This is a genomic window from Pseudomonas bohemica, assembly GCF_002934685.1.
In the GTDB taxonomy this organism is placed as follows: Bacteria; Pseudomonadota; Gammaproteobacteria; order Pseudomonadales; family Pseudomonadaceae; genus Aquipseudomonas; species Aquipseudomonas bohemica.
Genome location: NZ_NKHL01000119.1, coordinates 284,167 through 298,041 on the forward strand (window position 1 = coordinate 284,167; position 13,875 = coordinate 298,041).

Consider the following 13,875-nt stretch of genomic DNA (forward strand, 5'->3'; position numbering starts at 1 on the left):
GCAGCACGCAGACAGCGCAAGGGCGGTCAGCGGGTACGAATCTTTTCAAGGTTCAGGCGACGGAAGAAGACGGCGGGGCGCGGCTGCGAGCGTTGGGAAAGACATTACTCCGGGCGTGGCCCTGTTGCGGGCCTGCGTTGTAGTAATCGGCGGGATTGGGCGGGACGGGCGCCGTGACGGCCAGAGTCTGAGTCAGCGCCGGGCAGCTGAACAGCAGGGTGCAATAGCCGCACTTGGCCCACAGCACGTGATCGACGCCCGCTGTTTCAGCTGTGGCTGCGTGATGCCCGCTGTGGGCGTCGGCCGACATGTTCATCGGCGTAGAGATGCCCATGTCCGGGGCCATCGACGCAGGCGTCTGCAGCCCTGTGTGATGTTCCATCGGCATTGACTGCGAGATCAGCGGGCCGATGAAGATCATCAGCATGGCGAACAGGCTCAGCCACGCACCCGATTGCTTGCGGGGTTCGGTGGCGTTACGGCTGCGTATCGCGGACATGCGGCTCAAGGGCGTTCAGCGTCGGAGATCAAAAGACTATCAATGGGCGTGGGCCGGTGTGTCGTCAGGTGCCTGTTTCTGCACCATCACCTGAACGGTCACGTCGCCGGCTTTTTCGAAATGAAGGGTCAGCGGGAAAGTCTGGCCGTTCGTCAGCTTCGAGCGATCTTTCAGATCCAGCAGCATGACGTGGTAGGCCATGGGCGCAAACGTCACGGTGCCGCCCGCTGACACGTCCACGGTCTCGACCTGCTGCATCTTCATCAGGCCGTCTTTGGTCACGTGCTCATGTAATTGAGCGGTGCCGGCGATGGGGCTGTCGACACTGAGCAGACGATCGGAATCGGGGCCTTTATTGCTGATTACGAAATACGCCGCGACCGTAGGCGCGTTCGGTGGCAACTCCATTGACCAGGGATGGGCAATGGACAGCTGGCCTTTTGCATATTCATGAGCTTGAGCAAAGCAGGCGGGCAGCAGCAATGCCGCCAGCAACAGAATCTTTTTCAACATCGGCAGGAGTCTCCAATTCATTCAGGTACGCAAGGTGCAGCGTGAACGAACGATCAGACTCGCGGGGAGGCGCGGGGGTTGAGATTGGGCCACAGCACCCGAGGCGGCGCATGGAACACCAATATGGCATCCGGCAGGCGTAGCGGCTGAACGAACACGATAAAGCCCAACTGATTACCTGCCGGCACCGCCACCATCGACAACGCCCCGGAACAGCAAGGGCAATGCTGCATCAGCACATGGTCGCTACGATCGGGAATGCGCTGATCCACCGGCCCGATAGACGTCGCCACCAGACGCGTCCCGCTGCCGCTGCAGAAACTTCCCCACACCAGTTGTTCACCTTGCGTGCGCGGCATAGTCGGCGTGATGGGCATCGCCAGCATGCCGAACAGCAACGCAAAACACGCCACCCAGGCGAAGGCGGCGCCGTTCAAGGCTGATGATCTTCTTTTGTTGTTGGTTCATGTCGGCCATTTAGCCTGAATGGCCGGGAGATGTAAAAAGCTCCGCTGCGGCGTTATGTCGCAGCGTTGGGTCAGTGGACGGGAATTGCGTGCACTTCGATATTTACGTTCAGCCAGGAACGCATTGCCGCGAATATCGCCGCCAGGTTGTCCATACTTGGATTGCCAGTTGCTGAAAGCATGCGATGCAGGCTTTTACTCGGCTTGTCCGTCTCTTTCGCCAGTGCTTCGAAACCAAGCGTAGCGTTGACCAGGTCACGAAGAATGATCCGGGCCACCTCCGGTTCTCCATTAAGAAAAAGTGTTCCTGCTTCGTCGAGCAGACCTTGGGCGAATTCTGGATCGCGCAGGATTCTCTCATTGACTGAGTATTTGTAGCTGCGGGTTAGAGCCATCAGGCACCTCACTCATGTCTTTCGCTTTTTTTCAGACTTGTAATCGGCAATCAATGTTCTGGCCCGTTTGATATCTGCAGTCTGTCCCGATTTGGTACCGCCACCGAACAGGAGGATCAGTCGCTTACCTTCCTGGATCAGGTAGACCCGATAGCCCGGCCCCCAGTTAATTCGATATTCGCCCAAGCCGTCGAACCACTTGATATTGGATGTGTTGCCGGACTCCAATCTTGCCAGTGCAGTGCTGACTTTCAGCGCTGCGGCTACCGGTAGAGTGGAGAACCAGTCGTGAAACGGGCTCTTCTGATCCTTGGATAGATATGCTTGAACAATGATCATTTGGGATGCATGGTAACTCTTACGTTACCTTTTGGGCCATCAGCTCTTTGGGAAACCGATTTTCTCGCTGATCAGATCAAGTAATGCGCTACATATTTATGCGTTTGCCTGAAATGTTTCTAGTCCGTGCAAAACGTCTCCCACACTCCAAAACTCCCGATCCACCTCCACCAACACCGGTCTCTGCAAAACCACCACCGGCACCCTACGCTCCCGCGCCACTTCCAACTTTGGTTCGGTCGCGGTGCTGCCACTGTTCTTGCTGATCAGCACATCGATGCTGCGGCGCTCGAACAGTGCGCGCTCACCTTCAAGGTCGAAAGGGCCGCGAGCACCGATGACTTCGCAGCGTTCGTTGCCGGGGTAGACATCAAGGGCACGAAGGGTCCAGAACTGGTGCTCGGGTATTTCATGCAAATGCTCGAGCGGCTCGCGGCCAAGGGTAAACAGCGGGCGTTTGAAGGGGGCCAGTGCAGCGATGAGTTCGGCCCAGTCCGCCACCTCGCGCCAGTCATCGTTAGGCCCGGCTTGCCACGCTGGACGACGCAAGGCCCAGCAAGGGATACCCGCGAGTTTTGCAGCAGCTGCGGCGTTCTGGCTGATCTGCGCGGCGTAGGGATGGGTCGCATCGAGGATCAGACTGATGCCTTCTTCCTCTATGAATTGCGCCAATCCCGCAGCCCCGCCGTATCCGCCGACGCGAACCCGACAGCGCAGATCACTCGGCACCCGCCCGACACCCGCTAGGCTGTAGATATGCTGCGGCGCCAGTGTGCGGGCAATTGCCAGCGCTTCAGTGACGCCACCCAGCAGCAATATCCGCGTCATTCAAAGACCCCCGCATGCCCGACGATGCCGCCTTGGCGGTCGATGGCGAACACTTCGACCTGCACCTGCGCAGGCACCACGCTGCGGGCGAAATCCAGTGCGTGCCGACACACCGCATCCCCCAACGCCACACCCGCCGCTGCGGCCATCGCCAGGGCTTGCTGACTGGTATTGGCCTCGCGAATTTTCTGCTGCAGATCGGCATCGGCGCCCACGTCCCCCGCCCACTGCGCCAGTTGTTCCAGGTCGATGCTGGAATGCCGACTGTGCAGATCCATATGCCCGGCGGCGAGTTTGCTGATCTTGCCGAACCCCCCGCACAGACTGAGCTTATCCACAGGCACCTTGCGCAGATGCTTGAGCACGGCACCGACGAAATCGCCCATCTCGATGAGAGCGATATCGGGCAGGTTGTACACCCGGCGCACGGTATCTTCGCTGGCGTTGCCGGTGCAGGCGGCGATGTGTTGGTAGCCGTTGGTTTTGGCAACATCGATGCCCTGATGAATCGAGGCGATATAGGCCGCGCAGGAAAACGGCCGGACAATGCCGCTGGTGCCAAGAATCGACAGGCCGCCGAGAATGCCCAGCCGCGGGTTCATTGTCTTGAGTGCCAGCTCGCTGCCGTTTTCCACGCAGACCGTGACTTCGAAACCACCCTCGTAATTGAATTCGGCAGCCAGTTGTGTGAGGTGCTCGGTCATCATTCGTCGCGGAACCGGGTTGATCGCCGGTTCGCCAACGCCCAGCACCAGACCGGGGCGGGTCACGGTGCCGACGCCGGGACCTGCGACGAAAGCCACCCCAGGCGTCTCGATCAAGCGGACGTGCGAGTACAGCAGCGCGCCGTGGGTGACGTCCGGATCATCCCCTGCATCCTTGATCGTGCCCGCCTGCGCGCCGCCCTCGACAGCGCGGCAGAATTCCAGCCGCATCTGCACCTGCTTGCCTTTGGGCAGCGTGATCTCGATCGCGTCGTTGACCTCGCCTGCCAGCAGCAGGCGCGCCGCGGCGAGCGAAGTGGCCGTCGCGCAGCTGCCCGTTGTCAGGCCGCTGCGCAGGGGCGCGGGTTGTTCGGCGGTTTCCTCGCGCATCAGGGCTTGATCGCTTCGAGCAGGGTGATCGGCAGCGCCTGACGCCAGGTGTCGAACTTGCCCAGCGGCTTGGAATACGCGAGGTGAACGCGGGTCAGCTCGCCACCCTGTTGTTCGCGCCAGTTCACCAGCATCGCCTCACTTTGCAAGGTGACCGCATTGGCCACCAACCGACCGCCGGAACGCAGCTGCTGCCAGCACGTGTCCAGCACGCCGCTGTGGGTGACGCCGCCGCCGATGAAAATGGCGTCTGGTTGTTCTAGCCCTTGCAGGGCATCGGGCGCGCGTCCGCGAATCAATTGCAAGCCGGGAACCCCCAGCGCATCACGGTTGAGTTCGATCAGTTGCTGCCGTTCTTCGTTGGCCTCGATCGCTATGGCACGGCACGTTGGGTGCGCGCGCATCCATTCGATGCCGATGGAGCCGCAGCCCGCGCCGACGTCCCACAAAAGCTCGCCGGGAACGGGGGCCAGGCGGGCGAGGGTAATGGCGCGCACGTCGCGTTTGGTCAGTTGGCCGTCATGGCGGAAAGCGTCGTCTGGCAACCCGCCTAGAGGCGACAGACGCAAGGTGTCTGGCGCTGCGCGGCAGTCGATGGCCACCAGATTCAAGGCCGCAATTTCAACGTTCGACCAGTCGTTGGCAATGCCATCAACCCGGCGTTCCGCTGTGCCCCCAAGGTGCTCAAGGACTGTGATGCGGCTGGGGCCAAACCCGCGTTCACGCAACAGAGCCGCGATGGCGGCGGGGCTGCTGCCGTCGTTGCTCAACACCAACAGGCGCAGACCGTGATGCAGCTGTGCATTCAATGCCGCCAATGGCCGCGCGACCACCGATAGCGTCACCACATCCTGCAATGCCCAGCCCAGCCGCGCTGCCGCCAGAGAATAGGAAGAGGGCGCCGGAATCACGCGCATCTGCTCCAAGGGCACCTGCCGCGACAGACTTACCCCCACGCCGAACAGCATCGGATCGCCGCTGGCAATGACGCAAATCGGTTCGCCAGACAGCTCAAGCACAGGTTGCAATGAAAACGGGCTCGGCCAGTGGCGACGTTCGGCCTGAATGCACGGCGGCAGCAAATCGAGCTGACGAGGGCTGCCAAACACCCGACGTGCCTGCAGCAGCGCGTGCCGGGCATTCCTGCCCAGCCCTTTGTAACCGTCCTCACCGATTCCCACCACTGTCAGCCACGGCGACATGTATTGCCCTCAGACCCAATGCTTGCGACAGGCCTGTCAGATCGGCCTGTGAATAAGATCGGCATGATACAGCGGCAGCGGGGCGTCGTGGTCGGCGCTGGAAATGGCGATGCGCGAGAGACATCGATTTACTGTAGGAGCCGGCTTGCTGACGAACCGGGTGGGTCAATGACACCAATAGTGGCTGACCCACCGCTGAATCTGTGGCACGGCTTGCCGGCGGTGCCGATCTTCAGAACGCCACCTTCGCCAAGACGGCTAGATCCCTATCTGATTGCGCGTCAGAGCCCATCCGACAGACCGCCTTTTCATGCCCGCCGCCAAAGCAGGCATAATACGGCACCTGTAACCATTCGTTTCCCATTTGCCCACCCCGTCCACGCCAGGTGACCCATTGACCGAGCCGCTGTCCGCTCGCACGCCCGCCACGCCTCTACGCCCCTCGGCTTGTCCGGGGTTGTTGCGTATCGTCCCGGCGCTGGACGGTGGCATCTGCCGGATCAAGCTGCCGGGCGGGGTCATCACGGCCGCGCAGGCGTTTGCCGTGGCCGAGGCTGCAGAGCGGTTTGCCGGCGGGGTGATCGAGGCCACCAACCGTGGCAATCTGCAGATTCGCGGTATCGCGGCGGATCATGATGGCTTGATCGCAACGCTGCTCGATGCCGGGCTGGGGCCGAAAAACCCGGCCAGCGATGACGTGCGCAATCTGATGCTCAGCCCCGCCGTCGGCATCGATCCTCTGCAGTTGTTCGACGCCCGTCCGCTGGCGGCGCAGATGCTTCATTCGTTGGAGACTCACCCGCGTTTTCATGAGCTGTCTCCCAAGTTCGCCCTGTCACTGGATGCGGGCGAAGGCCTGGCGATGCTCGAGCACCCCCATGACCTGTGGCTGTCGGCGTTGAACGTGAACGGGGAAACACTGTTGGGTTTCGGCCTTGCCGGTTGTCCTGCGACCGAGTCGCCACTAGCCGCCGTAACGCTGGAGGAGGGCCACGCTCTGGTAGTGGCGGTGCTGGAACTGTTCCTCGAACATGCCCGCCCCGAGCAGACCCGCATGCGCCATCTACTCCAGGAAATGTCCGCCGCGCGTCTCCTTGAGCGGCTCGCGGAACGTTTGCAACTTCCCCTTCGACATGATCAAAAAATAACCGCATGGCGGCGTGCGCCTGCTCTGCCCAATGCCCACATCGGGCTTTATCCTCAACGCCAATCCGGTTTGATCTCGGTTGGCGGCGCCGTGCCTTTGGGGCGACTGAGTCCGTCCATGTTGCGCAGCGCTGCAACACTCTCGGTTGAACTGGGCGATGGATCGCTGGCGATGACACCTTGGCAGAGTCTGATGTTGCGCAACGTTGCCCACGATCAGTGCGCTTCTGCCCTCGAGGGGCTGTGTGGAGCAGGGTTGTTGTGCGATCCGGGTCAGGCGCTGTCGCAGCTAATCGCTTGCACGGGTTCCTTTGGCTGTGGCAAAGGCCTTTCCGAGACCAAGGCAGGCGCGCTGCAACTGGCTGACTATCTGCAAGAACAAGGCGTCAGCCCCGCCGTGCACCTGTCAGGTTGCAGCCGATCCTGCGCCGCTGCGCACGTGGCACCGATCACTTTGTTGGCGGTTTCCGCTGGCCGTTATGACTTGTATTTTCGCCACGCAGATCAGCCGGGATTCGGCGAGTTGCGTGGGCGTGACCTCACTATTGAAGCAGTCGGTGCGTTGTTGACCGCCGACTCACGGAGCAACACCGATGATTGATTACATCCGCGACGGCCAGGAGATCTATCGCAACTCCTTCGCGATCATTCGTGCCGAAGCCCGGCTCGACACCATCCCGGCCGACCTGGAAAAGCTCGCTGTGCGCGTGATTCATGCCAGCGGCATGGTCGATGCGGTCGAGGGCCTGCGTTTCTCGCCCGGTGCCGGAGCCGCCGGACGTCAGGCGCTGGCCGCCGGGGCACCGATCCTGTGTGACGCGCACATGGTGGCCGAAGGCGTGACCCGCGCCCGCCTGCCGGCCAACAACCAGGTGATCTGCACTTTAAAGCACGAAAGCGTTCCCGAGCTTGCTCGCGAGCTGGGCAATACCCGTTCTGCCGCCGCGCTGGAACTGTGGCGTCCACACCTGGAAGGCGCGGTGGTGGTCATCGGCAACGCGCCGACCGCGCTGTTCTACCTGCTGGAAATGATCGATGCCGGCGCACCGAAACCTGCGCTGATTCTGGGTTTTCCGGTTGGCTTCGTCGGCGCTGCCGAATCCAAGGACATGCTCGCTGCTGACAGCCGCGGCGTGCCGTACGTGATCATGCAGGGACGTCGTGGTGGCAGCGCCATGGCCGCCGCTGCGGTCAACGCCCTCGCCACGGAGATCGAATGATGCAGGCTCGCGGTCGATTGATTGGTCTGGGCGTCGGCCCCGGTGACCCCGAACTGATCACCGTCAAGGCGCTGCGCCTGCTGCGCGAATCGCCGGTGGTGGCGTATTTCGTGGCCAAGGGCAAGAAGGGCAACGCCTTCGGCATCATCGAAGCCCACCTGCAAGATGCCCAGACACTGATGCCGCTGGTCTACCCGGTGACCACCGAAGCGCTGCCGGCGCCAATGTCCTACGAGCAGATCATCAGCGACTTCTATGACAGCGCCAGCCTCGACGTGGCTGCGCATCTGGACGCAGGTCGCGATGTAGCAGTGATCTGCGAAGGCGACCCGTTTTTCTACGGCTCCTACATGTACCTGCACGATCGTCTGGCCGAGCGCTACGAGGCTGAAGTGGTGCCGGGGGTCTGCTCAATGCTTGGCGGCGCTTCGGTACTGGGCGCGCCTTTGGTCTATCGCAATCAGAGTCTGTCGGTGTTGTCCGGTGTGCTGTCGGCCGATGAACTCAAGCGCAAGCTGGTGGATGCCGATGCGGCGGTCATCATGAAATTGGGCCGCAACCTGCCGAAGGTGCGTCAGGTGCTGATGGACACCGGCCTGGCTGAGCGTGCGCTCTACGTCGAGCGCGCAACCATGAGCAATCAGAAGATCGTGCCGCTGGCCGAAGTCGATCCGATGTCGTCGCCGTATTTCTCGCTGATCATCGTTCCCGGTGAAAGGTGGCAAGGCTGATGGGCACGTCGAATATCAAGGCCCCGGCCATCGTCATCCTTGGCAAGGGCGCGTTGCATACGGCGCGACGGATTCAACAGCTCTACCCGGACGCACTGATTCATGGGCTGGCCGACCGCGTTGAAGGCGCTGATCGCAGCTATACCGAGTTCGGCGCGACGTTGCGTGGCCTGTATCAACAGGACACGCCGATCATCGCCTTGTGTGCGGCGGGCATTGTCATCCGCACGCTCGCGCCAGTGTTGCTGGAGAAAGGCGCCGAGCCACCGGTGCTGGCGGTCGCCGAAGATGGCAGCGCCGTGGTGCCGCTGCTGGGCGGGCTGGGCGGGGTCAATGTCATGGCGCGGGAGATCGCTGCGGGCTTGAAGACCAACGCCGCCATCACTACCAGCGGCGAGCTGCGTTTCGGCACCTGTCTGCTCAACCCGCCCTCCGGTTATGCCTTGGGCGATCTGGAGTTGGGTAAGCGTTTTGTTTCCGATCTGCTGTCCGGTGAAACCGTACGGATCGAAGGTGCAGCGCCGTGGTTGACCCAAGCGCAGTTGCCGGAAGACGATCATGCGCAACTGGCGATTCACGTCGGTTATGCCGAGCGCGAGCCTTCTGCTCACGAGCTGTTGATCTACCCGCGCAATGTCCTCGTGGCCGTCGATGCGAGTGTCGATGCGGTTGTAGAGAGCCTGGTCGAGGCAGTGAAAGCGACGCTGCACGATTCGCGCATCGCCCTGCAATCGCTTGCTTGTCTGCTGGCGAGCGACGCCCAAATGGCCACCCAGGCGCTACATGTGGCGGCGCAGAAACTGGGTGTCCCGTTGCGTTTCACCTCCGGCGCATCGGCGAGTGACATGGCACAGCAGGTCCTGCCTCAATTGCTGCCACCGATCACCCCGCGCGATGGGATCGCCATTGCCGTCGCGCCGCAGCCGCTGGACATCGAACACATCGGTCGGGCAAGAGGGCGTCTGGCAGTCATCGGACTTGGTCCCGGCGCTGCCCAATTCATGATTCCGGCGGTCAAGGCCGAACTGGCCCGGGCCAATGACGTGCTGGGTTACGAGACCTATGTGCGCATGGCCGGCCCGTTTCGTGCCGATCAGGTTCTGCATTGCACGGACAACCGCGAAGAAATGCAGCGCGCCCGCCACGCGTTCGAATTGGCCGCGCAGGGGCGTTCGGTGGTGGTGGTTTCATCGGGCGATCCGGGCGTGTTCGCCATGGCAGCGGCCGTCCTGGAAGCGCTACACGATTCCGCCGATCCGCGGTGGCACGCTGTCGATCTGGAAATCCTGCCGGGCGTCTCGGCCTCGCTGGCGACGGCGGCCCAAGCAGGTGCACCGCTGGGTCACGACTTCTGCGTGATGTCTCTGTCGGACAACCTCAAGCCGTGGGATGTCATCGAAAAGCGTCTGGACCTGGCATGCCAAGCGGATCTGGCGCTGGCGTTCTACAACCCGATCTCGCGCTCCCGACCCTGGCAGCTTGGCCGCGCTCTGAAAATCGTCCGTCTGCACCGAACCCCTGAAACCCCGGTTACCCTGGGGCGAGACATCGGTCGTCCAGGGCAGACCTTGCGTGTCATCACCTTGGGAGAGCTGACCCCCGAGCAGGTGGACATGCGCACGATGGTGCTGGTCGGCTCTTCGCTGACCACCACATTCCCGAGGTCCGAGGGACGGCACTGGGTCTACACGCCACGTTGGTACGGGGCCAAACCGGCCTCCTGAGTCACCGGCATAAAAGGAGGGAGCTTGGGAATCCCTCCGTTTATGCGTAAGAACACGCCTCTGCCAGACGAGAATTGTCGCCTGGTTCGTGCGGAATCGTCAGCTGCTCGCCGGTGAATCATTTCCCTGCGTTTAACCCGTCATTGTGAGCTTTATTCCCTCACACGCTGGGATCGCACCATCGAGGAATTTCCCATCTGAACGCTAGGGCGCCAGATAGCCCTTGATGCCGGTGAAGATGATCTGCGCAGCCAGTGCGCAGACGAACAGGCCCATCAGACGGCTGACGATTTGCAGGCCTTGGTCGCCGAGAATGCGCTCGATGCTGTTGGACAGATAAAGCACCACGCCCACGGTGAAACTGGCCAGGGCGATACTGACGATGGCGGTCAGCTTGTCGTCCCAGTGGGGTTGGCTGACGCCCATCACCAGCAGCGCACCGATGGTGCCGGGTCCGACAGTGATCGGAATGGTCAGCGGCACGATGGCCACATCCTGCTGCACGTTGTCGGTTTGTACGCCCGATTTACCCTGCGCCATGCCCAGCGCAGAGATGAACAGCACGCTGCCGGCGCCGATACGGAAGGCGTCGGCGGTGATGCCGAACACCCCGAAAATCACCCGTCCGAAGAGGTACAGCAACACGCTGGAAACCAGTGTGGCGAAAGCGATCTTCCACGCCAGATAACGACGTTCCTTGCGCGAGTAGCCGCGGCTCAGACTGATGAAACACGAAAGAACGAAGAACGGGCTGTAAAGCACCAGCATCTTCAGATAAACGCTGAACAGCACATGAAGCATGGTTTGAGCTCGTGGCGGCAGACTCGGACGGAGGCAGTCTATCAGGCGCCGCAGAGCAGAGGAGTTCAGTTTTGCTGGTAGCGTTCCTGATCATCGTCCTGGTCACCGCCCTGAACGGCGATCTGCTGACGAGCCCGCTGCTCGACCCAGTACTCCACCAGTTCACGTAGCTGCGACAGCTCGACCGGTTTGGACATGTGCCCGTCCATGCCCGATTGGCGGGCGCGCTCCTTGTGTTCGGCGAGGATATGCGCGGTCAAGGCCACCACCGGCGTACGGACCCGCTGATTGCCCACTTCCCAGGCGCGTAATTGCTGGGTGGCCGAAAAGCCGTCGAGGACCGGCATCTCGCAGTCCATCAGCACCAGATCGTAGCGCTGGGCCGTCATCGCTTGCAGGGCTTCCTCGCCATTGCTGGCCGTGTCCGGCTGCAGGTTGAGTTTGCCGAGCATGCCGCGAATCACCTTGGTGGAAATGCTGTTGTCTTCGGCGACCAGAATCCGGAAGTCGCTGGGCACATCCACTTCGTCGACCACGGCTGGAGCCGCGGGCAACGGCATCTGTCCCTTGTTGCGCTGATTGAGTTCGTCAGCCAGCGTGGTCTTGAGGGTGTAACCCGCGACCGGTTTGGCAAGGATGCGCTTGACCCCGGCGTTGCGCGCGATGACCTTGCTCGGCGCATTGCTGATGCCGGTGAGCATGATCAGCAGGATGTCGTGGTTCAGGCTCGGATCTTCCTTGATCTTGGCCGCCAGCTGCATACCGGTCATGCCGGGCATGTTCTGGTCGAGCAGGACAATGTCGAAATAATCACGCAGATGCGCTTTGGTGCGCAGCAGGGCCAGAGCCTCTTTGCCCGACGGCACGGCGCTGACATTCAAGCCCCAGGCACTGCACTGTTGGACCAGCACCTTGCGGCAGGTGTCGTTGTCATCCACCACCAGCACCCGCGCGCCCTTGAGCGGGCTGTCCAGATCCGAGGGCGGTTGCTCCAGACGTTCAGCATCCAGCGGCAGGCTGAGCCATAGGGTACTGCCCTGATTGCTGCCGCTCTGTATGCCGAACTCGCCATTCATCAGCAGGATCAGTTGGCGAGCGATGACCAGCCCCAAATGACCGCCCACCTTGCTGGCCGCCAGGAAGTTCTTGCTGTGCAGTTCGGCGTGCAACAGGGCGTCACGCTCTTTGGATGTCAGAGGCGTGCCGCTGTCCTGAACGGCAATGCGCAGACGCGGTTTACCCCCTCGCGAATCGAGCGCCACGACCAGCAGAATCTCGCCCTCGTCGGTCTTTTTCAGCGCGTTTTCCAGCAGGCTCAGCAGAGTCTGGCGCAGACGGGTCGGGTCGCCGCTGATCACGCGTGGCACCTGGGGCTGGATGAAGCTGATCAGTTCGACGCTCTGTTGTTCGGCCTTGGCCCGGAAGATACTCAGGCAATCCTCGATCATGGCGTTCAAGTCGAACTGCACATCATCGAGCTCGATCTGCCCGGACTCCAGCTTGGTGATGTCGAGGATCTCGTTGATCAGGGTCAGCAGCTCGTTGCCCGCGCTGTGAATGGTCTGCACGTAATCGCGTTGCTTGACCGACAGCGGCGTGCCGAGCAGCAGTTCGGTCATGCCCAGAACGCCGTTCATGGGGGTACGGATTTCGTGGCTGATCTTGGCCAGAAACTCGGCCTTGGCGTTGATTTCGGCTGTGCTGGCAGCCAGTTCGCGGCTGATGCTGAAGTTGTCTTCGGTGATACTCCGATGCCGCTCGCTCAGGGCAATGCTCATCAGCAGCCCGCACAGGCAGAACATCCCCAGCACCGCAATGATCAGGGTTTGCGCGGCAATGGTGGTCAGCCACAGCATCGCTGGCAGGATTACCAGATTGCCCAGGTTGAACACGATCATCGCAATCACGAACGGCCGCGCCGGGGCATAGCCTTTTTGCAGGTGATAGATCGACACCAGCGTGATGGTCAGCGTGGTAAGGGCCACCAGCAGGAAAGTCAGGATGTTCAGCGGCAGAGTGTCCACGAACAACACCAACAGGCCGCCGAAACCGATGATCAGCAACACGCTCATCAACAGGCGGTTGAGGGTTTCGACGCCGCGCTGAATGAAAAAACAGTAGGCATACATCAGCCCGGTCGCTGCAGCCATCAGCAACGCCAGGTGAGCACTCGGGGTTTGCGCCAGATGCCAGCGCGGCAGCCACGGTGCTTGCAGATTCAACAGCAATAGCGCGCTGAGCCCCAGAAACGCCTCGCATGCCGCCAGCCATAGACTGCTGGCCGAGCGGGACTGAGCGTAACGGGTGATGTTCTGCACGATGAGCATGAACAACGAGCCGAAGAACAGCCCGAGCAGAAGCGGCCGACGCTCATCGGCGGCGCTGGACACGGCGGATTCCAGGGAAATGTTCGGCCGCAATTCCTGCTCGGACTTCAGTCGCAGGTACAGGTCCAGCGGTCGTTGGGCTTGCGGAACGGGCAACAGGAAATCCACGGAAGGCAAAGGCTGCGCCGAGCGTGGGACTTTATTGCCGGAGCGCGAATGATCGATGAGCGTTTCGCCGTCGAGCACGTACAGGTCCGCGGTCGCCAGGTCTGGGGCGAAGATGCGTACCAGTTGTTCGTGATCGGTCGGGGCGAGGCGATAGTGCAGCCACAGGGCGGAGTCGCGAGTGATGGCACGAACCTGATCGAGTTCGACGGGGCTGAACTGGGAATCGTAGTGGGGCGAACGAACGTCGCTGAGTTGCAGGTTGGCCTGATCGTCGACAAGGGTCGACCATCCTGCACTGACCTCGGCGGATGCCGTGGGCACACAGAGCAGGGTCATCATGGCGATGATCAAACAAGTGGCAATCCTGAGCCAGCGCACGGCGAAATCCCTTCGTGAATGAAGCCAGTTACTCTGGTGCGGC

14 protein-coding genes are annotated in these 13,875 nt (G+C 61.6%); 4 read left to right on the forward strand and 10 right to left on the reverse strand.

Features of this window, described 5'->3' with window-relative positions:
• Positions 1-52: 52 nt before the first annotated feature.
• The 8 genes from CE491_RS25460 to cbiE form a co-directional block, all read right to left on the reverse strand.
• Positions 53-499 (reverse strand): DUF2946 domain-containing protein, encoded by a 447-nt coding sequence (locus CE491_RS25460; RefSeq protein ID WP_110951092.1) that lies wholly within the window; start codon positions 497-499, stop codon positions 53-55.
• Positions 500-538: 39 nt separating this feature from the next.
• Positions 539-1,012, reverse strand: coding sequence for a copper chaperone PCu(A)C (locus tag CE491_RS25465; RefSeq protein WP_110951093.1), 474 nt, complete (start codon positions 1,010-1,012; stop codon positions 539-541).
• Between the two features lie 53 nt (positions 1,013-1,065).
• Positions 1,066-1,449 carry a DUF2946 domain-containing protein gene (locus CE491_RS25470; RefSeq protein WP_267894496.1) on the reverse strand — a complete coding sequence of 128 codons (384 nt, stop codon included), beginning with the start codon at positions 1,447-1,449 and terminating at the stop codon, positions 1,066-1,068.
• A gap of 101 nt (positions 1,450-1,550) precedes the next feature.
• Complete coding sequence (locus CE491_RS25475) at positions 1,551-1,874, reverse strand: helix-turn-helix domain-containing transcriptional regulator (RefSeq protein ID WP_110951094.1); 324 nt, start codon at positions 1,872-1,874, stop codon at positions 1,551-1,553.
• Between the two features lie 12 nt (positions 1,875-1,886).
• Complete coding sequence (locus CE491_RS25480; RefSeq protein WP_110951095.1) at positions 1,887-2,213, reverse strand: type II toxin-antitoxin system RelE/ParE family toxin; 327 nt, start codon at positions 2,211-2,213, stop codon at positions 1,887-1,889.
• Between the two features lie 96 nt (positions 2,214-2,309).
• Positions 2,310-3,041: a cobalt-precorrin-6A reductase gene (locus CE491_RS25485; RefSeq protein WP_110951096.1), complete on the reverse strand. Its 732-nt coding sequence runs from the start codon at positions 3,039-3,041 to the stop codon at positions 2,310-2,312.
• Positions 3,038-4,135: a cobalt-precorrin-5B (C(1))-methyltransferase gene (locus CE491_RS25490; protein WP_110951097.1), complete on the reverse strand. Its 1,098-nt coding sequence runs from the start codon at positions 4,133-4,135 to the stop codon at positions 3,038-3,040. Before CE491_RS25490 ends, CE491_RS25485 begins: the two co-directional genes overlap by 4 nt.
• Positions 4,135-5,337: a precorrin-6y C5,15-methyltransferase (decarboxylating) subunit CbiE gene (gene cbiE, locus CE491_RS25495; protein WP_110951098.1), complete on the reverse strand. Its 1,203-nt coding sequence runs from the start codon at positions 5,335-5,337 to the stop codon at positions 4,135-4,137. Before cbiE ends, CE491_RS25490 begins: the two co-directional genes overlap by 1 nt.
• Before the next feature lie 394 nt (positions 5,338-5,731).
• Here cbiE and cobG point away from each other — a divergent pair, with 394 nt between their 5' ends.
• The 4 genes from cobG to cobJ are packed head-to-tail and all read left to right on the forward strand — an operon-like array spanning position 5,732 to position 10,158.
• The gene (gene cobG / locus CE491_RS25500) at positions 5,732-7,084 is read left to right on the forward strand and encodes a precorrin-3B synthase (protein WP_110951099.1); all 1,353 of its coding nucleotides are present in this window, start codon (positions 5,732-5,734) and stop codon (positions 7,082-7,084) included.
• Positions 7,077-7,703 (forward strand): precorrin-8X methylmutase, encoded by a 627-nt coding sequence (locus tag CE491_RS25505; protein ID WP_110951100.1) that lies wholly within the window; start codon positions 7,077-7,079, stop codon positions 7,701-7,703. Before cobG ends, CE491_RS25505 begins: the two co-directional genes overlap by 8 nt.
• A complete protein-coding gene (locus tag CE491_RS25510) occupies positions 7,700-8,434 on the forward strand; it encodes a precorrin-2 C(20)-methyltransferase (protein ID WP_407681367.1) in 735 nt (244 codons plus the stop codon). Before CE491_RS25505 ends, CE491_RS25510 begins: the two co-directional genes overlap by 4 nt.
• A complete protein-coding gene (gene cobJ, locus CE491_RS25515) occupies positions 8,434-10,158 on the forward strand; it encodes a precorrin-3B C(17)-methyltransferase (protein ID WP_110951101.1) in 1,725 nt (574 codons plus the stop codon). The genes CE491_RS25510 and cobJ overlap by 1 nt, the downstream gene beginning before the upstream one ends.
• 204 nt (positions 10,159-10,362) lie before the next feature.
• Here cobJ and CE491_RS25520 read toward each other — a convergent pair whose 3' ends face one another.
• Both CE491_RS25520 and CE491_RS25525 read right to left on the reverse strand, forming a co-directional pair.
• On the reverse strand, positions 10,363-10,959 hold the full coding sequence (locus CE491_RS25520; RefSeq protein ID WP_110951102.1) for a MarC family protein: 597 nt from the start codon (positions 10,957-10,959) through the stop codon (positions 10,363-10,365).
• Between the two features lie 65 nt (positions 10,960-11,024).
• Positions 11,025-13,832: a hybrid sensor histidine kinase/response regulator gene (locus tag CE491_RS25525; RefSeq protein ID WP_110951103.1), complete on the reverse strand. Its 2,808-nt coding sequence runs from the start codon at positions 13,830-13,832 to the stop codon at positions 11,025-11,027.
• Between the last annotated feature and the right edge of the window lie 43 nt (positions 13,833-13,875).

Coding starts and splice junctions, on each gene's coding strand:
- CE491_RS25460 (WP_110951092.1), bottom strand. CDS start 499: ATGTCCGCGATACGCAGCCGTAACGCCACCGAACCCCGCAAGCAATCG.
- CE491_RS25465 (WP_110951093.1), bottom strand. CDS start 1,012: ATGTTGAAAAAGATTCTGTTGCTGGCGGCATTGCTGCTGCCCGCCTGC.
- CE491_RS25475 (WP_110951094.1), bottom strand. CDS start 1,874: ATGGCTCTAACCCGCAGCTACAAATACTCAGTCAATGAGAGAATCCTG.
- CE491_RS25480 (WP_110951095.1), bottom strand. CDS start 2,213: ATGATCATTGTTCAAGCATATCTATCCAAGGATCAGAAGAGCCCGTTT.
- CE491_RS25485 (WP_110951096.1), bottom strand. CDS start 3,041: ATGACGCGGATATTGCTGCTGGGTGGCGTCACTGAAGCGCTGGCAATT.
- CE491_RS25490 (WP_110951097.1), bottom strand. CDS start 4,135: ATGCGCGAGGAAACCGCCGAACAACCCGCGCCCCTGCGCAGCGGCCTG.
- cbiE (WP_110951098.1), bottom strand. CDS start 5,337: ATGTCGCCGTGGCTGACAGTGGTGGGAATCGGTGAGGACGGTTACAAA.
- CE491_RS25505 (WP_110951100.1), top strand. CDS start 7,077: ATGATTGATTACATCCGCGACGGCCAGGAGATCTATCGCAACTCCTTC.
- CE491_RS25510 (WP_407681367.1), top strand. CDS start 7,700: ATGATGCAGGCTCGCGGTCGATTGATTGGTCTGGGCGTCGGCCCCGGT.
- cobJ (WP_110951101.1), top strand. CDS start 8,434: ATGGGCACGTCGAATATCAAGGCCCCGGCCATCGTCATCCTTGGCAAG.
- CE491_RS25520 (WP_110951102.1), bottom strand. CDS start 10,959: ATGCTTCATGTGCTGTTCAGCGTTTATCTGAAGATGCTGGTGCTTTAC.